The sequence below is a fragment of the Bradyrhizobium macuxiense genome (genome assembly GCF_001542415.1).
GTDB lineage: Bacteria > Pseudomonadota > Alphaproteobacteria > Rhizobiales > Xanthobacteraceae > Bradyrhizobium > Bradyrhizobium macuxiense.
This window is the reverse complement of record NZ_LNCU01000107.1, coordinates 223,814-246,313: the sequence shown is the minus strand read 5'-3', so window position 1 is coordinate 246,313 and position 22,500 is coordinate 223,814. Positions and strand designations below refer to the sequence as shown.

General features: G+C 61.7%; 19 protein-coding genes, 2 tRNA genes and 1 pseudogene. 2 read left to right on the top strand and 20 right to left on the bottom strand.

Annotation, left to right across the window (positions count from 1 at the left end):
• Positions 1 to 78: 78 nt before the first annotated feature.
• Complete coding sequence (gene glf / locus AS156_RS33220; protein ID WP_066513576.1) at positions 79 to 1,269, bottom strand: UDP-galactopyranose mutase; 1,191 nt, start codon at positions 1,267 to 1,269, stop codon at positions 79 to 81.
• Between the two features lie 213 nt (positions 1,270 to 1,482).
• Between glf and AS156_RS33215 the strand changes: the two genes are divergently transcribed.
• Complete coding sequence (locus AS156_RS33215; protein WP_136626568.1) at positions 1,483 to 2,715, top strand: hypothetical protein; 1,233 nt, start codon at positions 1,483 to 1,485, stop codon at positions 2,713 to 2,715.
• Positions 2,716 to 2,751: 36 nt separating this feature from the next.
• On the opposite strand, the gene AS156_RS33210 is transcribed toward AS156_RS33215, so the two are convergent.
• From AS156_RS33210 to AS156_RS42540, 13 genes are all read right to left on the bottom strand, one after another.
• The gene (locus AS156_RS33210) at positions 2,752 to 3,300 is read right to left on the bottom strand and encodes a DUF488 domain-containing protein (RefSeq protein ID WP_066513574.1); all 549 of its coding nucleotides are present in this window, start codon (positions 3,298 to 3,300) and stop codon (positions 2,752 to 2,754) included.
• Between the two features lie 12 nt (positions 3,301 to 3,312).
• Positions 3,313 to 3,522, bottom strand: coding sequence for a hypervirulence associated TUDOR domain-containing protein (locus AS156_RS33205; protein ID WP_066513573.1), 210 nt, complete (start codon positions 3,520 to 3,522; stop codon positions 3,313 to 3,315).
• A 132-nt stretch (positions 3,523 to 3,654) separates the two neighbouring features.
• A complete protein-coding gene (locus AS156_RS33200) occupies positions 3,655 to 4,443 on the bottom strand; it encodes a type III pantothenate kinase (protein WP_066513572.1) in 789 nt (262 codons plus the stop codon).
• A 125-nt stretch (positions 4,444 to 4,568) separates the two neighbouring features.
• Positions 4,569 to 6,158, bottom strand: coding sequence for a hypothetical protein (locus AS156_RS33195; protein WP_066513571.1), 1,590 nt, complete (start codon positions 6,156 to 6,158; stop codon positions 4,569 to 4,571).
• A gap of 238 nt (positions 6,159 to 6,396) precedes the next feature.
• A tRNA-Phe gene (locus AS156_RS33190) sits at positions 6,397 to 6,472 on the bottom strand.
• A gap of 139 nt (positions 6,473 to 6,611) precedes the next feature.
• Positions 6,612 to 6,788, bottom strand: a complete 177-nt coding sequence (gene yacG / locus AS156_RS33185; RefSeq protein ID WP_066513570.1) for a DNA gyrase inhibitor YacG — start codon at positions 6,786 to 6,788, stop codon at positions 6,612 to 6,614.
• A gap of 112 nt (positions 6,789 to 6,900) precedes the next feature.
• Positions 6,901 to 7,530, bottom strand: a complete 630-nt coding sequence (locus tag AS156_RS33180; RefSeq protein ID WP_066513569.1) for a Maf-like protein — start codon at positions 7,528 to 7,530, stop codon at positions 6,901 to 6,903.
• Positions 7,531 to 7,736: 206 nt separating this feature from the next.
• Complete coding sequence (locus tag AS156_RS33175; protein ID WP_066513568.1) at positions 7,737 to 8,201, bottom strand: arsenate-mycothiol transferase ArsC; 465 nt, start codon at positions 8,199 to 8,201, stop codon at positions 7,737 to 7,739.
• Positions 8,202 to 8,315: 114 nt separating this feature from the next.
• Positions 8,316 to 8,819, bottom strand: coding sequence for a UPF0262 family protein (locus tag AS156_RS33170; protein WP_066513567.1), 504 nt, complete (start codon positions 8,817 to 8,819; stop codon positions 8,316 to 8,318).
• Complete coding sequence (hisD, locus tag AS156_RS33165; protein ID WP_066513566.1) at positions 8,816 to 10,111, bottom strand: histidinol dehydrogenase; 1,296 nt, start codon at positions 10,109 to 10,111, stop codon at positions 8,816 to 8,818. The genes AS156_RS33170 and hisD overlap by 4 nt, the downstream gene beginning before the upstream one ends.
• A 197-nt stretch (positions 10,112 to 10,308) precedes the next feature.
• Positions 10,309 to 10,737, bottom strand: coding sequence for a DUF2948 family protein (locus tag AS156_RS33160; RefSeq protein ID WP_066513565.1), 429 nt, complete (start codon positions 10,735 to 10,737; stop codon positions 10,309 to 10,311).
• 156 nt (positions 10,738 to 10,893) lie between these two features.
• Positions 10,894 to 12,591 carry an FAD-dependent oxidoreductase gene (locus tag AS156_RS33155; protein WP_066513564.1) on the bottom strand — a complete coding sequence of 566 codons (1,698 nt, stop codon included), beginning with the start codon at positions 12,589 to 12,591 and terminating at the stop codon, positions 10,894 to 10,896.
• A 38-nt stretch (positions 12,592 to 12,629) separates the two neighbouring features.
• Positions 12,630 to 12,923 carry a hypothetical protein gene (locus tag AS156_RS42540; RefSeq protein ID WP_245313180.1) on the bottom strand — a complete coding sequence of 98 codons (294 nt, stop codon included), beginning with the start codon at positions 12,921 to 12,923 and terminating at the stop codon, positions 12,630 to 12,632.
• 208 nt (positions 12,924 to 13,131) lie between these two features.
• On the opposite strand from AS156_RS42540, the gene AS156_RS33145 reads away from it, so the two are divergent.
• Positions 13,132 to 13,206: transfer RNA gene (locus tag AS156_RS33145), tRNA-Thr, on the top strand.
• Positions 13,207 to 14,135: 929 nt separating this feature from the next.
• Here the strand turns inward: AS156_RS33145 and AS156_RS33140 are convergent.
• From AS156_RS33140 to AS156_RS45260, 6 genes and pseudogenes are all read right to left on the bottom strand, one after another.
• Positions 14,136 to 15,404 (bottom strand): DUF2130 domain-containing protein, encoded by a 1,269-nt coding sequence (locus tag AS156_RS33140; protein WP_066513562.1) that lies wholly within the window; start codon positions 15,402 to 15,404, stop codon positions 14,136 to 14,138.
• A complete protein-coding gene (locus AS156_RS33135) occupies positions 15,401 to 15,610 on the bottom strand; it encodes a KTSC domain-containing protein (protein ID WP_066513561.1) in 210 nt (69 codons plus the stop codon). The genes AS156_RS33140 and AS156_RS33135 overlap by 4 nt, the downstream gene beginning before the upstream one ends.
• A gap of 2 nt (positions 15,611 to 15,612) precedes the next feature.
• On the bottom strand, positions 15,613 to 17,409 hold the full coding sequence (locus tag AS156_RS33130; RefSeq protein ID WP_066513560.1) for an ATP-binding protein: 1,797 nt from the start codon (positions 17,407 to 17,409) through the stop codon (positions 15,613 to 15,615).
• Positions 17,406 to 18,596 (bottom strand): SIR2 family NAD-dependent protein deacylase, encoded by a 1,191-nt coding sequence (locus AS156_RS33125; RefSeq protein ID WP_082747880.1) that lies wholly within the window; start codon positions 18,594 to 18,596, stop codon positions 17,406 to 17,408. Before AS156_RS33125 ends, AS156_RS33130 begins: the two co-directional genes overlap by 4 nt.
• A gap of 464 nt (positions 18,597 to 19,060) precedes the next feature.
• Positions 19,061 to 22,174, bottom strand: coding sequence for a class I SAM-dependent DNA methyltransferase (locus AS156_RS33120; RefSeq protein WP_201456145.1), 3,114 nt, complete (start codon positions 22,172 to 22,174; stop codon positions 19,061 to 19,063).
• 200 nt (positions 22,175 to 22,374) lie between these two features.
• Positions 22,375 to 22,500 (bottom strand): annotated as a pseudogene (locus AS156_RS45260) (IS66 family transposase); the annotation flags it as partial.

The window sequence follows — 22,500 nt, the reverse complement described above, 5'->3', positions numbered from 1 at the left end:
GGCGGGCCTCGTTCGCGTTTCAACGAAAGCGATGTCACGATGCGGTGAGGCGGCTTTCCCTCGTCGCGCAGGCCGGGATCACGCCGGCACGAGCGATGGCGACTGGTGACGCGCGGCACGGCCTTCCGCGAAGAACGGCTCCACCTCGTGCTCGAAGGTTTTGAGCGCCGCCCCGATGGCTTGGTGCATGTCGAGATATTTGTAGGAGCCGAGTCGGCCACCGAAGACGACGTTCGGATGATCCGCCGTCATGGCGTGATAGGACGCCAGCATCGTGCGGTCGGCGGCGGTGTTGATCGGGTAATACGGCTCGTCGTCGCGTCCGGCAAAGCGGGAATACTCGCGAAAGATCGTCGTCCTCGGTTGCGCATGCGTGCGCTCCGGATGGAGATGCCTGAATTCGTGGATGCGCGTGAACGGCACGTCCACATCGGCGTAGTTGATGACCGAAGCGCCCTGGAAGTCGGCGACGTCGTGCACCTCACGCACCAGATCGACGGTGCGCCAGCCGAGATGACCGCAAGCGAAACCGAAGAAGCGGTCGATCGGCCCGGTATAGATAACGAGCTGCCGCGGCGCGATCCGGTCGGCCACATCGAAATAGTCGACACCGAGCAGTACCGAGATCTTCGGATGATCCAGCATCCGGCGGAAGATCGCGGTGTAGCCGTGGAGCGGCATGCCTTCATGGCGATCGGCGAAATAGCGGTCGTCGAAGGTGAAGCGCACCGGCAAGCGGCCGATGATGTCGGCCGACAGCTCGCGCGGATCGGTCTGCCATTGCTTCTGCGTATAGCCGCGGATTAGGAGGTCGTAGAGCGTGCGGCCGACGGAGGCGATCGCCTTGTCTTCCAGGTTGGCGGCACCGGATACGCCGTGCGCCGCGGCCTCCGCCGCGATCAGCTCACGCGCCTGTTGCGGCGTCATGGCGCGACCGAACGCGGCGCACACGGTCGCAAGATTGATCGGCATCGAATAGACCCGGCCCTTCGCCACCGTGAAGACGCGGTGGCGGTAGTCGGTGAACTCGGCGAAGCGGTGCAGATAGCGCCAGACGGCTTCCGAATTGGTGTGGAAGATGTGCGTGCCGTAGCGGTGCACCTCGACGCCGCTCTCCGCATCGACCTCCGAATAGGCGTTGCCGCCGATATGCGGACGGCGATCGAGCACGCAGACCGAGCGGCCGAGCCGGCTCGCGACCTGCTCAGCGATCGTCGCGCCGAAGAACCCCGCACCGACCACGACGACATCGAAGCTATCAAGCTGCATGTGGCCCCCGCCCCCGCATACCCGGGCGAGCGCCCACCGCTACCCCTTATGGAGCTTCAACGGCGGCGCGCGGCGTTTCCGGCGAAATAAATGCAGGCCTACCTATTATTCCGAGCCCGGAACAGCCCTCTCGGTCGTTCAACGAACAGCGTGCATGGCGATCGCGATGTCCGCGCGAGCATCTACAGCATCAAGCGGCGGGGCCCGTCCATCATGTCCGTGATCTGCGTCCTGTACTCCAGCAACACGACCTATGATTCGCTGCGCGGCATCCTCGCGATGGCGGCCGCCGAGTTCGATCGGCTCGGGCATGAGGTGCAGATGCTCGACCTGCTGTCCCCCCAGTTGCCGGCGCGGCTCAACGCCCTGCTGCCGCGGCGCGCCGAGACGATGGCGCTCGGCTTTTCCGGAATCGGTTTAGAGATCCACACCCCCGAGAAAAAGCTGTTCTGGGATCTGGCGCAGATTCCTGTCTTCACCTGGTTTTGCGACCACCCCTGCTACTTCGCGCGCCGTCACCGGCTGGAGAGCCGCTACGTCACGGCCGGCTACGTGTTTCCGGATCATGCCGCATTCAACCGCGATTACCTGCGCAGCAGCGCTGTGTTCGCGACCCATATCGGCATTCCCGATCCGGGTTTCTTCGGCGGCCTGCCGCCCAGGCAGCGCAACGGCCGGCTGATCTTCGCCAAGTCCAGCTGGAAGCCGCAGGAGCTCGAGCGCGGCTACCGCGCGACCATGCCGCCGAAGCTGTTCGCCCTGCTGTTCGATGCGATCGCCGCCGCAAAGGGCAAGACCTGCGGCGCATTTCCGGAGATCATCCTGGCGACCGCCGCAGAGCATCTCGTCTATCTGACGCCCGGCAGCGACCTGTTCAACGCAATCCTGACCCGGCTCGACAACTATACCCGCGCGGTGCGCACCCGCGAGGTGGGCGCGGTGCTTGCCGACTATCCCGTCGACTTCATCGGCGGCGGCTGGGACGATCTCGACGTCACCGGACGTCGCGCCCGCGTGCTCGGCGCGGTGACGTTCGACACGATGCGCGAGCAGCTCGGCAGCTATCTCGCGGCAGTGTCACTCAATCCCAACGTCGACCTGTCGATGCACGACCGGGTGTTCTTCGCACTCGGCGCCGGCACCGTGCCAGTGTTCGACGCCAACCGCTTCTCGGCCGAGCACATGCGGCACCTTGCCCGCTTCAGTTTCGGCCAGGACACCGAAAGTGTCGCCACCGCCGTCGAGGCGGTGCTCGCCGATCCCGCTGCTGCGCAAGCCGCAACCGCCACGACATTTGGCGAACTCTATCCGCGCTTCTCGATGCGCAGGGCGGTGCAGGATATCCACGAGATCACGATGACGATTTCGGGCGCGGCCGGCGAAGGCTTGTTTCCCGCGTCACCGGCGCCTCCCAACGTCTGGACGCCGCCGAAGCAGGCGGCCTGATCGGGTGCCTCGGCAGCAGGCGCATCCGCCTTCCGATCACAGCCCCAGTTCGCCGGTGGCCGGATAGACCACCGTGCCGTCGTCGTGAACGACAGCACCTTCGGTGAGGCGGGCGGGCTCGAGCCGGCCCTGCCCCATGATGTGGATGACGGTTTCCCCGGACGCGATGAGATAATCGGTGACGATGCGACGGTGGCAGCGCCACCACACCGCTTCGGAACACATGATCGCGCAGCATTGCCGGTGCCCCTCCTCGCGCAGATGTTGCAGTCCGGCATGAAACTGCGCCGACAACGCATAGTCGGCGTAGTTGTGAAAGCTGTCATTGGTCCAGAAGCCGTTGACGGAAGGCGGCTGGTTTCGCGCCTTGCCGCGCAGCCCGCCGAGGGCGGCGACATGCTCGTACGAGATGCCGGCAGCGTTAAGCGGTTCGGGCAACGTGTCCTTGTTGAACTGCGGATTGGTTCGCGACCGCGGCACTGTTCTGATGTCGACGAGGCGGTCGATCCCGGCTCCGGTCAGGAGCGCAATGAACTCCTCGAGGCTTCGGTTGGAATGGCCGATCGTGAAGAATGGAAGCGTCACGCGCCGCCTTCGCTACGCAAGATGGAGGGCGCTGCCCTTGTGGGCCGCGATGTGATCGGTCTTGTCGCTCTTGATCTCATATTGTGGATCGGCCGCCGAAGCACGGTGCATATGCCCCTTGTAGTCGAAATCGCTGGTGTGGACGGCGATGATGGTGCCCGAGACCATGCCGGCCTCGGAATTCCAGCGAACATGATCACCGACCTTGAACTTTCTGGCCATGTCGAGAGGTCCTTCAGGCGCCGACATGTGGCGATGATACTGCGCAAACGTCGGCAGGGAAGTCGATCATCGGCTGCTTGAGAACGATTTGCGGCCTGCCGGGTTCCAGCGTGAGCGACGCGACATGCGGGATCACCGTGTGCCTTCACGTCCAGTCGTCGTGTTCCGCCGATATATCTCCAGCAGACCTCGAATGGTCAGATCGGGATCGAAATGATCGATCGCGGCGCTGGCGTCATGGAACAACGAGGCGGCGCCGCCGGTCGCGACCACGGTCATCGCCTCGTTCCGCTCGGCCTTGATGCGCGCGATCATTCCCTCAATGAGCGCGACATGTCCCCAAAAGATGCCCGACTGCAATGCGCTGACCGTGTCGTTGCCGATCACGCGCTGAGGTCGTTGCAGCGCGACCCTGGGAAGCTTGGCGGCAGCGTCATGCAAGGCCTCCATCGAGAGGTGGACCCCGGGAGCGATCGCGCCTCCCTCGAAGGCGCCATCGCGGCCGATCACGTCAAGCTTGATGGCGGTGCCACTGTCGACAACGATCAACGGCGCCGGATAGACCGCAAGCGCACCGAGCGCATTGACCAGGCGGTCCGCCCCGACCTCCGCAGGCTTGAGGGTCCGCACCTGAATGCCCAGCTGCGTATTCTCGCCGACGATCAACGGTTCGACGCCCAGGTACCGACGCGACAGGTTTCGAAGGTTGAAGATCGATTGCGGCACGACGCTCGCGATCACACAGGCGTCCAACAGGCGGATATCCATCCTGTGCATCGCCATCAGTTGCGAGAGCCACGCGGCGTATTCATCTGCCGTCCGGCTCGGCGCGGTTGCCGAGCGCCATTGTGCAACCCACTGCTCGCCGTCATGAACCGCAAACACGCTGTTGGTGTTGCCCTGATCGATCGCCAGCAGCATCGGTTCGTCTCCGGGTGCGTGATTTGGTCATTGCCGAGGCAAGTGGCCAGGCGAGCATTTTGCCGGCAGCCACCCCGCCAGCTTGCATACTGCCCCAGGGAGCGCTGGATCGCTGTGATCGTATTCTATCCAGCGCTCGCCAGCACAGCGATCGTGCGCTCTGCGATGGCCCGCATCAATCCGATCTCAGTCAGATCCCGCCCGCCCGCGATCGCTTTGGTAACCAGGGTCAGTTCAGGCCAGCATAGGTCGGCCTCAGGAGGAGCTTCGCGCATCCACAAGGCTGTGCGCAGAAACACATCGGCCCACTTATCGCGACGGCGAGCAACAACACTTTGCAACAGATACGCGACAAGCTTCGCGCGACCGCGGCCGTATCGACCCGCCGCGATCTCCGCGATCTGCGAGTCGTCCTCGAACCAGGATTCTTCGAGCGCCTCGATATCGGCCAGTTCGTCGCTCCGTTGCAGCACCTCCACGATTGTGGCCGGATCGCTCATATCTTCCGGAACGGCCTCGACCAGTTCGGCAAGTGCTTTGTGGAAGTCGATGCGCGCGGGTTGCCAGTCGACGCCGCCGATCGTCTCCGCGACCTGCAAGAGGCCGAGCGGCGGCACCACGCCTTGATCGATCGCGAGCGCCAACCCGTGCGAAAGCATGCGGTCGAGGTAGCATCGTGACACGTCGATAGTCGGCAGGTCCGTTCCGGCGGCTGCAATCGCGGCCTCGATCCGTCGCCGGGTCTCAGGTTCGCCACTCCAGGCATCCGCGATGGCGCCTTTCGTTAGGATCGACGAGATGCGCCTCCTGCGTCCGGCCGGCGAGATCAGCAGGAATGCTTGCGTTGACGCGCCATCGATCCCACTAGCGAGAATCGCTTCCGTGCCGCCAGTTTCCCATCGTGCGCAGGCGACTCCGGCGCTCCGCGCATTCCGGATGACAACGTCGACGTCTGCACGTTCGTTCTCCGGTCGCCAGTTGCGCATGGCGATCAGGCGACGAAGGTCCACCGGCGAGAGCGACGAAGCAGCCTGTGCAAGCGCACCCGCAGCCGCGTTGCGGACGGCCGGGCTCGAGTCCAGCAGGAACAGCACGGCAGCTTCACGCGCTTCGGGTCGCCCGCTGAGTGCGAGGCCCGAAGCAAGAGAGGCTCGCGCGTCCTCTGGCATCGAGTGGCCGAATTCCGCGAGTGAGCCAACGAGCCCGAAGGGATCGTTGCCGCAGGCTTGAAGAAGCCCGTCCAGGGCGGCGCCGATGTCGGCGGGAATCGATCGGCTCTCATCGTCGCGACAATGCTTGGCCGAAGCCGCGCTCAGCTGCGGCAAAGTCGGGATTTTCGCCTGATGCAGGGCGCCCGACACGTAATCGAGCATATATCCGTCAACCTCTCCCACTTCGGCCCGCGCAGCAACATCCGCCTGGAATCTTGCGATCAGCTCGACGGCATCCGCGTAGCCCCGGTCGGTTCGGTATCGGATACGCTCGAGCAACGCCTGCAGCAGAAAGAGATACCCAAAGGCAAGGGCCTCTTCCTTCCCTTTGGGAGGCATGTGCTGGGCGGCGCCGTCGAAAGCAGAAAAGATTTCGTACGGAGACTCTTCGAGGTATTGATCGAGATCGGGCGAGAATGGGGGCGGCCGGCCGTTGGCGATCGCGGCCGCGATCTTCTTCGCATGGCGATCGGTGGCGGATGGTTTCTCGCGAGCTTTGTTCATGCGGCGGGTCTCCGCAAAGATGTTACCGTGAAGGGACTCCCCCGGTGCACCAAAAGTTGGCGAAATCCACCGTGAATCTCGACGCATCGGAACGCTGCGAGAGACCACCTGCGGCGCATCGCGTGGGAAGTGCTCCCATAAGGCCCGGCGAGCGAGCCGACGGATCCTCCGATCGCAGTCACCCGAAGTGGATTGCGCAGATCTCGCGTTCGCAGAGCTAGTCTGATCGAGCCGGGAATGGTGCCCAGGGGCGGGATCGAACCACCGACACTGCGATTTTCAGTCGCATGCTCTACCAACTGAGCTACCTGGGCATACCCGCGGGTCCGGAAGGCCGAAGCGAGCGGGCGGTTTATAGAGAGGTCGAAGCGCCGTGTCCACCCGGCTTCGCCAAAGGCTTAGCCGCGCATCGCCCGACCTTGAAGGTTTCCCCAACTTGTTGGGAAATCGGGGCTATTCCGGGTCCTCCTCGTCGCCCTCACGGCCGGGGACGACATAGGCGCCAGTCAGCCAGCGGTTCAGGTCGACGTCGCGGCAGCGCGGGGAACAGAACGGGCGGAATGCCTGCTCCGTGGGCTTGCCGCAGATCGGGCAGGTCCGGGTCGGGGGTTTTCGTGCTTGGTCATCCATGGCTGGGACAGAGCCTATACCAATTGGCGGTTCAAGAGCGCTGCCGCCCCGAGGTTCCTCGCCGGCTCCCACTTCCCTTCCGCCGATGCGGCCAGATCGAACGAACTCAGCCTCACACGCCGACGGCGTTGAGCCAGCCGTAGCGGATCGGGAAGCCTTCGCCGCCGAGCAGGGTCACGGTCTCGTAGAGCGGCAGGCCGACCACATTGGTGTAGGAGCCGACCATCTTGACCACGAAGGATCCGGCGATGCCCTGCACAGCATAGCCGCCGGCCTTTCCGCGCCATTCGCCGGAGCCGATATAGGCCTGGATGTCGTCCTCGCTGAGCCGCTTGAAGCGGACGCGGGTCTCGACCAGGCGCTGGCGATACGCCTCGCGCGGTGTCACCACGCAGATCGCCGTGTAGACGCGGTGATTGCGGCCGGACAGCAGCCGCAGGCACTGAGCCGCCTCGTCGACCAGATTGGCCTTGGGCAGGATGCGCCGGCCGACCGCGACCACGGTGTCGGCGGAAATAATGAACGAGCCGCGCAGATCGTCGTCGAGCTGCACCGATTTCAGCGCCGCGTCTGCCTTGGCGCGTGCCAGGCGGTTGGCGCAGGCGCGCGGCAACTCGCCCCGCCGCGGGGTCTCATCGACATCGGCCGGACGCAGCGCGTCGGGCTCGATACCGGCCTGGTTGAGCAGGGCCAGCCGCCGCGGCGAACCGGAAGCAAGAACGAATTTGGGACGGCCTAGCATGCGGGTTTTTGGGCTGGAATCGGGGGACGGACGCGCGCGGAACCTATCGGATGGGGCATGGTTGCACAACCTTGGAACCGGCCACGAATCGTGCTCCCCGACTTAAGACAAGGCCCCATAAGCACAGCTGTTTGTCAGTCTGGCGACAAGTGCCAAATTCGTCGGCCCGAATGCGCGGAACGATTCACGCGCCTCATCCGGCCACCTCAGAAGTTCGCTACGCCCGCTTTCGCAAAGCGGCGGCGGATGCGCAGCAGCAGGCCGTCGCAGACCTCGCGATAGGCGGCGAGCTTCTGCTCGCGGTTACCGCTGGTGCCGGTCGGATCGTGCGTCGGCCAGTATTCCACATCGGCGGCGAGCGTGCGGGTGAGATCGAGCGCCTTGTGGTGCGCCTCCGGCGACAGCGTGATGATCAGGTCGAAGTTCAGCCCTTCCCAATCCTCGAGCTCCTCGAAGGTGATCGGCTTGTGGCCGGAGATATCCTGGCCGAACTCCGACATCACAGCCACCGCGAAGGGGTCGAGCTCGCCCTTCTTCACGCCGGCCGAGCGCACATAGAGACCTTGCGGGAACATGTGCTGCAGCAGGCTTTCGGCCATCGGCGAGCGTACGGCATTGTGGCCGCATGCGAACAGCACAGCCTGCGGATGGCGCGCGCGCGGCGCTTCCATGCGATCAGGCTTTTTTGGGCGGGGGTACACCCCCGTGAGGTAAGGCCGCAACCATCATGCGCCTTTTCTTTTGACGCATGATCTGATCCGAAAACCGCTGCCCACCTTTCGAGATCATGCGCCTTCACCCTTCCAGTGCAGCACAGTGATCAGCGTAAACAGCCGCCGTGCGGTCTCGAAATCGACGCGCACCTTGCCCTTGAGCCGCTCCTGCAGCGTGCGCGAGCCCTCGTCATGGATGCCGCGGCGTCCCATGTCGATCGCCTCGATCTTGTCCGGCGTCGCGGTGCGGATCGCCTGATAGTAGCTGTCGCAGATCATGAAGTAGTCCTTCACGACCCGGCGGAACGGCGTCAACGACAGCAGATGCGCCACCACCGGCGAGCCGTCCTCCTTCCGGATATCGAACATCAGGCGGTTGCCGGTGATGGCGATATGCAGCGTGTAGGGCCCTGCCGCCGCGCCCTCGGGCGCGAACAGGTTCTGCTCGACCAGATCGTAGATCGCGATCGCACGCTCATGCTCGATGTCGGGCCCGGAACGGCCGATCGATTCCTCGTCGAGCGTCACCGCGACGATGCGATTGTTGGAATCCTCGTCGTCTGGTGGCTTGGTCATGAGAGATTGAGGCGCAATCCGACGGAACGTGAATGGGCGTCGAGACCCTCGGCCTGGCCCAGCGTCATCGCGGCGGGCCCGAGCGCACGGAGCTGATCCGGCCCGCACTTCAGGATCGAGGTTCGCTTCATGAAGTCAAGCACCCCGAGGCCGGACGAGAATCGTGCCGAGCGCGCGGTCGGCAGCACGTGGTTGGAGCCGCCGACATAGTCGCCGATCGCCTCGGGCGTATGCGCCCCGAGGAAGATCGCGCCAGCGTTGCGGACCTTCTGCGACAGGCCCTCGGCATCCGCGGTCATGATCTCCAGATGCTCGGCTGCGATCGCGTTCGCAAGCTCGATCGCGTCGTCGAGTTTTGCGACTTTGATCACCGCGCCGAAATCGTTCCACGAGGCGCGGGCGATCTCCGCGCGCGGCAGCGTCGCGAGCTGGGCTTCGACCGCACGTTCGACGTCCGCTGCAAGCCGGGCCGAGTCGGTGATCAGGATCGACTGCGCGCTGACGTCATGCTCGGCCTGCGCCAGCAGATCGGCCGCGATCCAGTCGGCGTTGCCGGTGTCGTCGGCGATGACCAATACCTCCGAAGGGCCGGCGATCATGTCGATACCGACTTTGCCGAACACCAGCCGCTTGGCCGCGGCGACATAGGCATTGCCGGGGCCGACGATCTTGGCCACCGGCGCGATCGTCGCGGTGCCATAGGCGAGCGCGGCCACCGCCTGCGCCCCGCCGACACGGTAGATCTCGGAGACGCCGCCGAGATGGGCGGCCGCGAGCACCAGCGGGTTCAGCTTGCCGTCCGGCGACGGCACCACCATCACTACCCGCGGCACGCCCGCGACCTTGGCCGGCACCGCGTTCATCAGCACCGAGGACGGATACGCTGCGGTGCCGCCCGGCACATAGAGGCCGACCGCATCGACCGCGCTCCAGCGCCAGCCGAGCTCGACGCCGGCGGCGTCGATGAAGCGCTCGTCCTTCGGCATCTGGCGGCGGTGAAAGGTCTCGATCCGGTCGCGGGCGAATTTCAGCGCGTCGACGGTCTTGGGGTCACAGGCCTTCACCGCAGCATCGATCTCGGCCGCGGTGACGCGCAGGCCGGAGGCGTCGATGTCGAGCCGGTCGAACTTCTTCGTCGCCTCGAGCAGCGCCGCATCGCCGCGGGCCGCCACGTCCTCGACGATGGCGCGGGTGGCGCGCTCGACGTCGGCCGATACCTCGCGCTTGGCGGCCAGGAAATCGCGGAATTTCTGATCGAAATCGGCGCTCTGTCGGTCCAGGCGAACGGGCATGGCGGCTTTCTAAAGAGGACTCAAGGGATCGGGTCCCTGCTCAATGGCGCGACGGATTATGGCCGTCAACCCTTGGAGGGAAGTCATTCCGGGATGGTCCGGAGGACCAGAGCCGGAATCTCGAGATTCCCCGGGGCGCAACTGCGCCCCTGAGGTTCGATGCCGGCGCATCGCCCCGGACTGACCTCGCCAAGCGCCTACCCAGCCGCAGTCCCCAGGTCATCGCCCCCGAGATCGGTCAATTCGCACTCCAGGCACTCGACATCCAGCCGCAGCGCGGCGCCGTGGCCGAACATCAGGAGCGCGCTGCCGCCCGGCGGATCGGAGGCGTCAAACTCGATTCCGAGCAGTTCCAGAGTGGTTTCCGGAGCCTCAAGGTCGATGTTGCGCGACTTGCAGGCCAGCACCCGGTCGAAGCGCAGAGCAGCAATCAGCCGCCGCGAGCAGGTCCCGCCCGACAGCGTCTGTTCCCAGTCCAGCCGGTTCAGGCCGACCACAAGGCGCTTGTCGTGCTGGCGCCAGACGATGTCGCAGGCCTGGACGCGGGCGTCCTGAACATGGGCGGAGATGACCGCAAGGTCATCGGCGTCGAGCGCGATCAGTTTCAGCGGTGTGGGCGGCGGCATGGCGAGAGATATAGTGGCTCTGGGCGCGGGAAGTACCGGCGCTCGAGACAAAAAGACCGCCGGGTGACGTCGCAACCGGCGGAACCCGATTCCTCGACGATCTTCACGCGCAAGACGTCGCGCTCGGCGCCTTGCGGCCTTTCGACATCCCTCTTCCTATAGCGTCGGACTTCCGTCGTCGGCCAGGAAGCCGTGCAAGGCGGCAACCACCTGCGCGCCCTCGCCGATCGCGCCGCCGACGCGCTTGACCGAGCCGGAGCGGACATCGCCGACCGCAAACACCCCGGGGACGGTGGTCTCGAGCTGCGGCACGGCGCGCGCGCCCTCGTCGCTCGCAACGCCCGTCAGCACGAAGCCGCCGCGATCGACCTGCACGCCGCAGCCGTCGAGCCAGCCGGTGGCCGGATCGGCGCCGACGAACAGGAAGAGATTGCGGATGTCGAGCGTGAACTCGTCGGGCGCGAGTCGGCTGCGCCAGCGCACGCGCTCCAGCGTCTCGGCGCCCTCAAGCCCGACCACCTCGGCGTTAAAGATCAAATCGATGTTCGGCGTCGCCTCGATGCGCTCGATCAGATAGCGCGACATGCTGGCGCCCAGCCCGCCACCACGGATCATCATGGTGACCTTGCGGACATGCCCCGACAGGAACACCGCCGCCTGACCTGCGGAATTGCCGCCGCCGACCAGCACGACCTCCTGGTTCGCGCAGAGGCGCGCCTCGATCGGCGAGGCCCAGTACCAGACACCGCGGCCCTCATACACATCGAGATTGTCGATCGCCGGCCGCCGGTAGCGCGCGCCGCTCGCGATCACGATGGATTTGGCGTGTAGCGTGTGCCCGCATTCGGTGGCGAGCGCGAACGCGCCCGATGCCTTCGAGCAATCGAGCGACTTCACGGATACCGGGATCAGCATCTCCGCGCCGAATTTCTGCGCTTGGTTGAAGGCGCGCCCCGCGAGCGCCTGTCCGGAAATACCGGTCGGGAATCCCAGATAGTTTTCGATGCGCGCGCTGGCGCCGGCCTGGCCGCCGAAGGCGCGGGAATCGAACACCGCGACCGACAGCCCTTCGGACGCTGCATAGACCGCGGTGGCGAGTCCCGCCGGGCCGCTGCCGACCACGGCAACATCGTAAAGCTTGTCGCGGGTATGGCCGCCGATCATGCCGAGCGCCATCGCGAGCGCCGTCTCCGACGGATTGCGCAGCACCGTGCCGTTGGGACAAACCACCAGCGGCAGGTCCGCGCGGGAGGCCGAATAGCGCGCAACGAGGTCGGCGGCATCCTTGTCGGCATCGGGATCGAGGAAGTGATGCGGCTGGCCGTTGCGCGCCAGGAAATTCTGCAGCCGCGCCATGTTGCCGACCGACGCGGGGCCGATCAGCACCGGCCCACCGGCGCCGCCCTGGATCAGGCTGACCCGGCGCAGGATCAACGCCCGCATGATGCGCTCGCCGAGATCGGCCTCGGCAACCAGCAGCGCGCGCAATCTGTCGGGCGGAAGCAGCAGTGTCTCGACATCGCCGTCGGCATGGCCGTCGACCAAAGCGGCGCGTCCGGAGAGTTGGCCGATCTCGGCGAGGAACTGGCCGGGCCCCTGGTCGATCACAGGCGTGACGTGACCGAGGCCGTCGCGCTGGGTGACCGCCACCGAGCCCGACAGCACCACGAACATGCCGGGACCGGGCTTGCCGGTCTCGAACAGCGCATCGCCGTCCCCGTAGGAGCGCGGCTCACCGAAGCGGCGCATGCGCTCGATCTCGTGCGCCGTCAATGTCGGGAAGGTCTGCTCATGGCGTGGGAAGGCGTAGGCGATGGCGTTCAGTCGATTGATCGTCGTTTCGTCCGCAGCCATTTCAACCATCCACTTGTCCGCACCGCTACACGAACCGGCTAGTGCTCCGGCCCGTTTCCGCTCGCGTCATCTAGGGAACCATCGGCGGCTTCGGAAGATGCGGCATCGTCCCGGCCACGCGCCTGCGATTTCCGCCGCTTCAGATTTTCGCGCAACGCCAGCTTCAGGCGGTCCTGTCGTGAATCCTTCACGCGGGCTCCCACCTGTCCGCTGCCCTTGTTCTGATCGCTCGTCATCTTCTGAACGCTCGCCGCCAATGCCTTCCGCCGCGGACAATAAACAATGCGCTGATGCTGCACACCCACCCGGCCGGCTAGGGCACGATTCGACATCAGTTGGCGCGCAGCGGCCCGATTGGCGACATCGGGAACCAAATCGGCACGGAATCGACCGGATTGCGGCGGATCTCGGCACAAAATGCCAATTTCGGTCGCCTTCGCCGGTTTCCGGGACGCTGTTTCGCTTGCGCCAAAGGGAGGCCTGTGGCAAGAACCGGCCGCTTGGACGGGCCCCTCGGGGCCGATTCTATTTCCCGGGCATGCTGCCGTAGCTCAGTGGTAGAGCACTCCATTGGTAATGGAGAGGTCGACAGTTCAATCCTGTCTGGCAGCACCACCCGGAGCTTCACACAAGCCCTTCATTTTACAGCAATATTCCTCATCCTCGTCCGTCACGCGATTAGTCAATCGACATACGATTTCGGCTATTTCGGCCAGAACAGAACGTGAAGAGCGGTGTCAACTGACACAAAACTGGCACGCTCGCTCTTCCTTTGTTCTTCGATAAGCCGGGCGAAGATTTATTCGAATAGCTCACGAAAAAGGTGCTGATCGACCTACGACGCCAGGAGGGGCGAGTTGGAACTATCCCTAGATTTTGCAGAATCCGATACGCGAGCGAAACGCGATAGACCTCTTCCATCGGACTAGTTTTATTAAGATCGGAATTTTCGGTAAGGGGCTGGGGCCCTCTTCAAGACAAATCGCCGTGCAGCTTTGAGGGTGGCATACGCAGCCATTCGCCGGGGGCTTCAGTGGTATTGGTTGCCTGCGGCCGGTTGGGGACGCTGTCGCATATCAGTTCATGCGGAGGCTCTATGGAGGCGCAAAACGCAGCCGTCGCTCCCTTGATTTTGCTGATGCCTTCTTGAAGGCTAGGCAGTCCTTGTTCCAGTGGATGTGGTCAAAGAGCGCCGTTCAGGCTGGACGTCGAAGAGATGGACGCGATCTGGTCTTGGACAAACTACGGCTGCCGAAGGAAATTCATTCCGACGCCGCCGCCGAGGCCTTGGCCTTCTGCGCCTTTCGTTCTAGTAGGAAGACCTCTTCTAAAGGTGCTCACCACTCCATCGCAAGCGTCGTATTCAGGTCACGATCTTGAGCACCTATCGTTGATGAGCATCTCGGTTTGCCCGATCCATATCGCTGGCGCGATCGCCACTGACGGGACGGGGTCGGAGAGCTTGCGGACACCTTCAAGGACGGACGGCAACCCTGCCCAGTATCGGCAGGACCAACACCTGAAGCCGGATCAGGAGCGTCTGCCTATTCTTCGCTGCTTTCGATCATCGGCGTTTCCAACGCGGGGATCTCCTGCATGGCACGACCCGCTATCCCCTGAAGGTCGCCATACATTCCAACGGTGGAATCTATGACACCCTGGATCTGCGCTTCGCGCTTTGCCCATAAGCGCATGGTGGCCTTCCGTTCGCGGTTAAGATCGTCCTGCATTTCGGAGAACCGCTCGACAATCGCTTCGATTCGGTGCCGGAATCTGGGGCCGGTGAGATACTCGTAAACAAGCTCGGTCTTGGTTTGCTGCCCTTCTCGGGACAGGCGTGTAGCCGCCTGTTCGATCAGGGATTGCCGGAGGACCGCAGCCACCGGGAGGGCGAATCGGGGATGAGCGACCCAGACACCATCGATCAGTTCAAAGCTCTCGATGCCTTTCGGCAGCGTCTCCGACAGCAAGAGCGCCAATTCCGCCTTCGCTGCTCGCTGATCGCCCCGCAGCTTTGGTAGCCATGCATCGCTCCAATTCTTGGTTCGCTTGGTCTCCCACAAGATCGTGCCACACAGCTGCCCTGCAGGGCCCGTCACGCGCTGAAGCAAATCTCCGCCGAATTCGCCCTTGGCGACGGGCTCCAGCAGGTCGAGTGGAAATCGGCCACCCAGGAGCGTCTCAAGCTGCAATTCAAGGACCTCACCCTGCAACTGTTGCGATCCCTGTTCGGCCCTGCGCCTCAACTCCTCGATCTGACGCTGCATCGACAGGATTTGCTCTTCCTTCTCGGATACTTTCAGCCGCAGAGTGTCTTCCACGTCCTTGCGGGCCTGCTCTCGGACTGCGCCGAGAGCCTCTTGAACGCGCTTTTCGACCGAGAGCTCCAACTCACGCTTGGCATCGTCGAGTTTGCGCTGCTTGCGAAGGAGTTCGGCCTGAGCCGCCTGCGCTTCGGCCAGCTTTGTATCGCGTTGGGTCAGGACGTCCTTGAGGTCGGCGATTTCCTTTGCCTGAGATTCCAAATCTGTTGCTAGCGCGACCTTCGCCTTGCGCGCTTCATCCTGAGCAATGAACTGGCGCTCGGCCCTGAGCCTTTCTGCAACCAGCATATCAACGCCTTCCTGCGCCTCTTTTACGGCTGCTTGCTGGGCGCAAAGCTCCGCCTCGCGTTTGTCAAGTACGGCATCCCTGTCCGCAGCCTTCTTCTCATACTCGCGCTTTGTGGCCGCGATCAAAGGCGCAGCAAGCGATTCCGTAAGTTTGATATCAGTATGACAGTTCGGACAGGTGATGGTGGCGTCGATGGTCATGCGCGCTCGAACGGATATCCATTCTTGATGTTGGCGTTAAAGTAGATCCCATGCGAGGTGGCGGCCATCAACCGCTCGTACTCGAACGAGGGGACATTTAAATAGCGATATACCGCACCGCCCTTGAACTCAACCTCCAGCGTCGAACTGTCTTCGTCATATCCAACCGAAACCAGGTTGGACGAGTTCACCACTATCCGTTCCATGCTTATTTTCCTTTCTCGTTGCGCTTCCACTTGGGATTTTGGGCCCGCCATGGACCACTGAGATTTACGTAATCCTCCTGCACCTTTGGCTTGGCCCAAGCTTGTGAGACTCTCGGGTCCTCGCTGCTTGGCCGCGCCCCTTCGGGCGGGAGTGTGATGCGGCAGCGGATTGGCAGCTTGGCGGCCTCTCCGGTGATGATGGCTTCGCCGGTTCTCAAAACTGGCAGGCTATCCATAAGCCCACTCAGGCTGTCGGGCAGCGCCGATTGAACCTTGCTACGATCACCTGTGTTGGAGAGCCGAAGGGCAATGAATGTCCCACATTGCGAAAGGATGGTGTCGTCGATCTCGGACGGACGCTGGCTGACGATCATAGCGCCGACACCGAACTTCCGGCCCTCCTTAACGATACGCTGAACCATCGCCTTGGCGGGACCATCGGCATCCTTGCCGAGATAACGATGTGCTTCCTCCATGACCACAAGCAACGGTCGCTGCCGGCCGCCTTCCGCGGCCTCGCGTCCCCAAAACAGGGCCTCGTAAAGAATATTGAGAATGCCGCCGACCAGATGATGCAGGACGCCACTGGGTATCCCCGAGAGGTCGAGAATACTGATGGGCTTGTCCGAACCAAGCCAGGAATCGAGCAGCTCCGGCAGGTCCTTCTTCGCCCGATCGTTAAGAGCTGGCTCCCAGTCGCCCGGATGGAGCATGAAGTCGTACTGCCGATCGAGTAACCGGGACCTCATTTGGTCCAGCTGACGCCGAATTGACAGCACCGCGGTCTTGTTGGCAAAGGGCTTGGCCCCGCCGGGTCCCGGCAACGGATAGACCGGAGCGACAAGCGTCTCCGCATTCCCCGGCTGTTCGATTGCCGAAGTAAGTTGGGTGTTTTCGTTCCATGTCTTGATCTCTGGATCGATCAGGTCGAACCATAGTTGTTTCAAGCTGAACGGGAGCGGGGTGTCGAAGGTAAGCGAATTGACGTCGATGCCCTCATACAATCCACCCTTCGCCAACTGCAGCTTCTTGGACAGGATCTTGTCCGTAATCGCGGCAAATGCCGGGTCAGACAGTTTTCCTAACATGAAGGCTAGCATTTCGGTCGTGTCCGTGGCCCAGTACGGGATGAACAGCGGTTTTTCGTCATCGGCCGGAGAAACACGAAACACGTGAGCAATCTTCTTCAGGGAAGTCGCGTATTCCCCGTGAATGTCGAGAAGCAAAATCCGTGTGCTCGGAAAATTGCTGCCGCCATCCGGCGAACGAACGATTGCGCGCAGGAGGCTCGCAACCGTCGTCGATTTCCCCGAGCCAGTCGACCCGAGCACCGCGCTGTGTCGTGTAACAAGCCGGTCTAGGTCGACATGTACCGGTATGCTCTCCGCACCAGCGAGCCTTCCGATGACAACCTGACCTTCTTCTGCCGTGCCGTAAATCTTTGCGAGGTCTTCCTCGGTAACCAGATGCACCTCGTCATTTATCGCCGGGTACTGGCTGATCCCGCGCTCAAAAGCCGTCTCAACGATCTCGCCGACCAACTGCACGGTTATCCAGCGTTCTCCCCGCGAGCTCAAATTTTCCGCGGCCTCCGGTGTCGCCGTTGCGCCGACCTCGGCGATGATCCCATAAAGATCGTGATAGCCTTGCGGTATCCGCACAAAGCTTCCGACCTGGCCAACGCGATAACTACGTCCTCCAATGATGGCGATACCCGATGCCACGCCTTCAAATTGACGAACGCTTATCGTCGCCCCGGATACGGCTCCGACATGTCCCAGCAGTGTCGGCGCAATCATGGTGCAATCCCGGCGCCTAAAGACGGACCGACGCCAGCTACAGGCGCGGTCATCGCTGGAGGTGGAGTGAGAGCTTGCATCGAGCGTGAAGCGGCGAAGAAGCGGCCGAACGCCTCAATGGCTCCCAGCGTGAACTGCGTCGGTCCACCTGCACTTGGAGCCGACCAATAGGTTGCCCTGATCGGCCCCCAATCTTTGCTGGGAAGCTCGCCAGGCACCCGCCAGGGCCCCTCGATCCCGTTGACCACGGCCTTGTCAGGTGCATAGACGCTGAGATTGGGGCGGCGGCGCGCCAAATCGCAGGCGGCAACCTCCTCGGAGAGGGATTTATATTGAAACGCAAAGACGCTGGCCGAAGGATTCGCAGCGAGGCCTTCGTCAATGCGAGCCGAGACATGCGCGTCCGCGTATGAGAATCCGATCGAGATGAGCAGCGTGTCCGGCGTGGCCAGAAAGGCTCGCAGCCGATCGAACAATGCGGCATAAGGGGCCTTTTGGGTTTGATCGTATTTCAGGTGTTCCGGGAAGACCAAATGCGTCGCCGCATTGCTGCCCGTTCGGATCACCTCATCCTTGCCGCTCGCCTTCCATCCCAGAGAGCCATGTAGCTTCCACAATCTTGTCCAGCGTGGCGGCAGGTCATTTCCGGCCACAGAAACCGGATCAAAAAACGGCTCGCGGCCGCCCGTGAATCCATCAAAGTATGGAGCACGCACCGCTTCAAAGGCTTCTTCGAAGAGAAGGTCGTAGTTCGTCGTGAAAATCTCGACAGGGTGATCGCGGGAGATTCCGGTGATCCAGTTGACCAGATCGCTGTAGGCGCTACCGTTCACCGGGAGGCGAACGTTCACAATCTTTCCGATCTCAATACAAATGTCTTCGCCGAAGGCTTTGAAGCCATCGCCATCGAGGCCATGAATCTTCGACTTTCCGATCACTTTGCTGAGCGAACGGATACGAGAAAGAATTGTCTCGATGTCGTGCTTATCCAACTCGGCCTTGATGGCGGCTATCTGACTGCCGTATTTGGACGTCAAGGTAGCGAGGACCTGTTTTGTAAGCCCCTCAACGGCAGGGATGAGCGGGTAGGTACCGTCATCGTTCGCGGTACCGGCACCAGCTCCGGCGCCGACCAAAAGGCCGATACGCTTTCTTCCCTGGGCAACGATGGTCCGCAGCGCGGCCATGTATTGGTCTGGATTATGTATGCTAATGGTCAAAACAATCCCCGCACGACAATTTACGACCCCTAACGTTCGAAACCGAAAAATACCGATCGTACAATCGACGATTGACGAAATGATTCTCAACTACCTGATTATGCATCCCGCGCTGACTCTTCAAGGGAAAGCGGGTGACTTTCTCCACTCCGCGGAGCGAGACCGGGTCGCGGGACATCGGCGGTGACACAGGAGACCAGTCGCGGCCGGCATCATCCGTCGGTAAGGGGTTCCGGCAATCCTGAACGCTAGCAGGTGACTTTGGAAACCAAAATGCGACCAAGAGTACGATGGACGGGTTTGAATCTATGAGCAAGTTACGAGCCTGCGCTCAGAAGCGACCTCGCAAAGTGAGATAAATGGCGGTCGCTGCAGTACGAACCTTGCACTAGAAATCCGTACGAACGACCTAAACGACCCGATAGACAGGCTTATGCCGATTTTCTGCGACGCCCTGATCGTAGACTTCCAGTGACCGAACGACTGTTCTTCGGCACCTCCTTGCCCGGAGAGTTGGCCTTGACCTGCTTGCCGCCCGGGATAGGTAGCGTGAACTGCGGCTCTTGCCGATTTGTGCCCGGGGCGATCGTTTGGCCTTTCTTCTTCACGAGTTGATTCATTTCGGCTCTCGAGAGATTTAAGGCCAACAGATTAGCTAGAGCTTCTTCATCTGCAATGTCGGGTGACCAACCGTAAGCGACGGCGACAGCCTGATCGAGGCTTTTGTGCGCGTCGATCAACCACTGTGGACGTTGGTTATAGAGATCGGTGAGAGTCCTTTCACGAAGGGTTTTCTCGGCGGCTGCGTCCGACGCTCGTATACGCGGCGGATATCCTGGAACCACCTCCGCTTCGGTCCGAGTGAGGTCGGCGGGATTCAGCCATGCCTGGCGGAGTTCCTCCAGGCGGCGCGCAGCCTTCGATATGACCCTTGCACGTTCGTCGCGTTCGAATCGTACGGCTGGCAGGTCAGGCGTAAGACCAAGCGGGAACGGAAATGTCTCGAATGACGAACTGATCGTGTATCGCGGGTCGTTTCCGACGCCATGCCAAGACCCGACGCCGAGTGACCACATGAGATGCCATTTCGAGAGCAGAATGCCGAAGGTCGTGTCATCGTCACGAGCAATAACCTGCAGCTTGTGATCGGGCACGATCTGCGTCGACAACCACGTAAAGACACGATGTCGCGAGACCTCAGGTGTGACGATGATACGATCTTTTCCCTTGAGCGCGTTCCACATGCCGGGCCGCGGCTCCACGTGCCGCCACCAGCGTTCTCGATAAGTATCACGCCTATTTTTGGCCCGCTCGGGAAGTACATTTTCCTTCACATATTGAAATGGTGCTTCATACAATGAGGCTTCATGCTCCGACATCTCCCAACCGAAGTCGATAATCCACATATCGCGCGAGCGCCGGGTCATATCCATTCCATTGCGCCAGGGCCGCAGAACATCCGAGTTTGGCCTGCCGTTGGGATTGACGGGAAGCCGGAGCCACTTCCGCGCAAGGTCTCCGGGTATGTCGAATGCACCTCCTTTCGTGTCTCCCATAAACGCTGCGCTGGTATTTTCGGCGAGACGACGCGCCTGGGTGAGATTGATCGCGCTACTGAGATCAGTATTGATTGAGACAACGGGTTCACCGTCGAGCCTCAGTGCATCCTGACCTTTTCCGAAGCAAATAAGTGATACGCGAACTGCAGCACCATCGACGACCCAAGGCTCATCGCTCCAAGCTTCGAAGATGCGACTCTGGGCAGCGATCTTCTCCAAGACCTTGCGATTGGCTCCGCCACGAATCGAATTTGTCGCAACCAGACCGACGCGCGATGCCTGACCGGCCTGCACAGCCTTGCGCGCCTTTTCAAACCAATAGCAAACAAGATCAGCCTCGCGCGAAACTTGTGAGTCGTAGACTTGAAAAAGGCGTTTTACCGCGTTGTCGCCCAAGGCCTGGCGCATAAGGCGCACGCCTAGAAAGGGCGGGTTTCCGACGATAAACTCGGCTTCAGGCCAGCCGGATTCCATATAGTGCTCGTTTGATCGACCTTTGGCCCCCACCTCCTTTGCACGGCCCAAGAGCGTTGGAGCCACTGCGATCAGAGCATCTCGACCTTCAATGGCATCAAGTTTTCGCAGGATTGGTTTGGGTTTGGCATGGATCCCATTTCTGAGGCGCCACTGAATATCGCCTATCCAAATAGTGGTACGCGCTAGCTCCGCAGCTAGCGGGTTAATTTCGATTCCACGCACGATCTCGGGCCCCACAACTGGCAAGCGCGGTTCTAGCCCAAGTATTTCACATTCAAGATTGGCCTTATTTTCAAGGTCTTTTACGCCTTGAAGCGCCAGATACAGAAAATTGCCAGACCCACAAGCCGGATCCAGAATGCGAAGGGTGCGAAGGCGCTCGAGGTATCGCGACCGAGCCTCTTCGGCAGCCTCTTGCCTACTCATGCGCCTTCGGATTTTTTTGCGCATTGGTGGCACGCGCTCTCCCCGCAGAAATGCTGCAATTTCCTGCTTGGCAAGCTCCCACTCCTCGCGCAGAGGGCGAAGAATAACGGGGTCAATAATCTTGGCGATCTTGTCCGGATCGGTGTAGTGCGCGCCAATCTGCGCTCTCTTGTCCGGATCTAAGAAGCGCTCGAACAAGGTGCCGAAAATAGTCGGATCAATCAAACTCCAGTCTAGGCTCCCTGCGGCAACGAGAAGACCGATGTCACTGGCGTTCAACGGTAGTGCGCGCCTGCCATCGAACAGTCCGCCGTTGAACCACGCGATGTCGTTCAAATCGAATTCACCGCCGCTTTCCATGGCCTCGAATAGCTTGTTAAGATAGCTCTTGGCTCGCTCCGGATTTTGGGAAGATCGCTCGAGTATCCTAGCGAACAGTCCGTCGGGCAGAAGCCTCACGCTTTGAGCAAAGAAGCAAAAGACAAGTTGATTGATGAAATGTGCGACCTCATCTGCCGAGCCTTTGCTTCGTAGTCGCAAAGCAATGCTGGAAAACTTGTCAGCCGCTTCAGCTGTCACAGCGGCGCGGGTCTTGGTTGGCTTCAGCTTTTCCGGTGCGAAGAAGACGTTCCGAAGGATTTCGCGCTTGGTTGGTTCAGCTAGATCTTCGAGCACAATTTCGTACGTTGTTGGAACTGTGTTTGTCCACGCCGTGTGAATTCGAAAGCGTTCGACGTCACAGACAACCTGCAGCGGCGGGCTTTCTAGAGCAGGTGCATAGCGAATGAGCTGAAGAAGAGCGGCGTCCAGGTTTCCGTTCTTACGCTTGTATTCCCAGGCAAAGTGGTTTCTCTTCCAGACATCGGCAAAGCCGCGGCCTCCGCCAATTTTCGTGGCGCCTTTTTCGAAGGCGAAGTGCTCGCCGGTCGGATCGTCCTCGATCGGCGTTGGATGATCGAAGAGTGCGCAGAGGTCGAGGAAATGTTCGTGAGCGGTTTGTCGCTCGGTTAAGGATGCCCTCTTCCACTTTTTGATGAACGCAGCAGGCGTTATCGGCGCATAAGCGCCGGCACCGATACTCATGACGCAACTCCCCAGCCGCCTGTATCCAAGTCTGCCGACTTCAACCCTTCCTTTTGCCCGGCTAATAGTCAACCAGAAGTAGGATGCCGCCGGTGACACCTTTCGAGATCGTTAACGGGGCGAGGTTCATTCAGGCGCCGGTCGGTATTTACCCGCGATTGGGTATAAGTCTGACTTATAGCGATCGCGTGAAATCCCCTCCGTTGCATGAGCTGGCCAAGGAGGCGCTCATGCAACGGACGCAGATGGAAGGCTGCCTGCCCCACCCAGTCCGCCAGAGTCGATCGATCGAGTTCAATGCCCTGGCGGGCGTAAATCTGCGCCTG

Bases quoted from the DNA above. Each gene is read 5' to 3' on its own strand.
- AS156_RS33155 (WP_066513564.1), bottom strand. From the start codon at position 12,591: ATGGCTGCGGACGAAACGACGATCAATCGACTGAACGCCATCGCCTAC.
- AS156_RS33140 (WP_066513562.1), bottom strand. From the start codon at position 15,404: ATGACCATCGACGCCACCATCACCTGTCCGAACTGTCATACTGATATC.
- AS156_RS33215 (WP_136626568.1), top strand. From the start codon at position 1,483: ATGTCCGTGATCTGCGTCCTGTACTCCAGCAACACGACCTATGATTCG.
- AS156_RS33180 (WP_066513569.1), bottom strand. From the start codon at position 7,530: ATGCTAGGCCGTCCCAAATTCGTTCTTGCTTCCGGTTCGCCGCGGCGG.
- AS156_RS42540 (WP_245313180.1), bottom strand. From the start codon at position 12,923: ATGTCGAATCGTGCCCTAGCCGGCCGGGTGGGTGTGCAGCATCAGCGC.
- AS156_RS33120 (WP_201456145.1), bottom strand. From the start codon at position 22,174: ATGAGTATCGGTGCCGGCGCTTATGCGCCGATAACGCCTGCTGCGTTC.
- AS156_RS33160 (WP_066513565.1), bottom strand. From the start codon at position 10,737: ATGCCGCCGCCCACACCGCTGAAACTGATCGCGCTCGACGCCGATGAC.
- AS156_RS33130 (WP_066513560.1), bottom strand. From the start codon at position 17,409: ATGATTGCGCCGACACTGCTGGGACATGTCGGAGCCGTATCCGGGGCG.
- AS156_RS33200 (WP_066513572.1), bottom strand. From the start codon at position 4,443: ATGCTGCTGGCGATCGATCAGGGCAACACCAACAGCGTGTTTGCGGTT.
- AS156_RS33170 (WP_066513567.1), bottom strand. From the start codon at position 8,819: ATGACCAAGCCACCAGACGACGAGGATTCCAACAATCGCATCGTCGCG.
- yacG (WP_066513570.1), bottom strand. From the start codon at position 6,788: ATGGATGACCAAGCACGAAAACCCCCGACCCGGACCTGCCCGATCTGC.
- glf (WP_066513576.1), bottom strand. From the start codon at position 1,269: ATGCAGCTTGATAGCTTCGATGTCGTCGTGGTCGGTGCGGGGTTCTTC.
- AS156_RS33135 (WP_066513561.1), bottom strand. From the start codon at position 15,610: ATGGAACGGATAGTGGTGAACTCGTCCAACCTGGTTTCGGTTGGATAT.
- AS156_RS33125 (WP_082747880.1), bottom strand. From the start codon at position 18,596: ATGGCCGCGCTGCGGACCATCGTTGCCCAGGGAAGAAAGCGTATCGGC.
- AS156_RS33205 (WP_066513573.1), bottom strand. From the start codon at position 3,522: ATGGCCAGAAAGTTCAAGGTCGGTGATCATGTTCGCTGGAATTCCGAG.
- AS156_RS33195 (WP_066513571.1), bottom strand. From the start codon at position 6,158: ATGAACAAAGCTCGCGAGAAACCATCCGCCACCGATCGCCATGCGAAG.
- hisD (WP_066513566.1), bottom strand. From the start codon at position 10,111: ATGCCCGTTCGCCTGGACCGACAGAGCGCCGATTTCGATCAGAAATTC.
- AS156_RS33175 (WP_066513568.1), bottom strand. From the start codon at position 8,201: ATGGAAGCGCCGCGCGCGCGCCATCCGCAGGCTGTGCTGTTCGCATGC.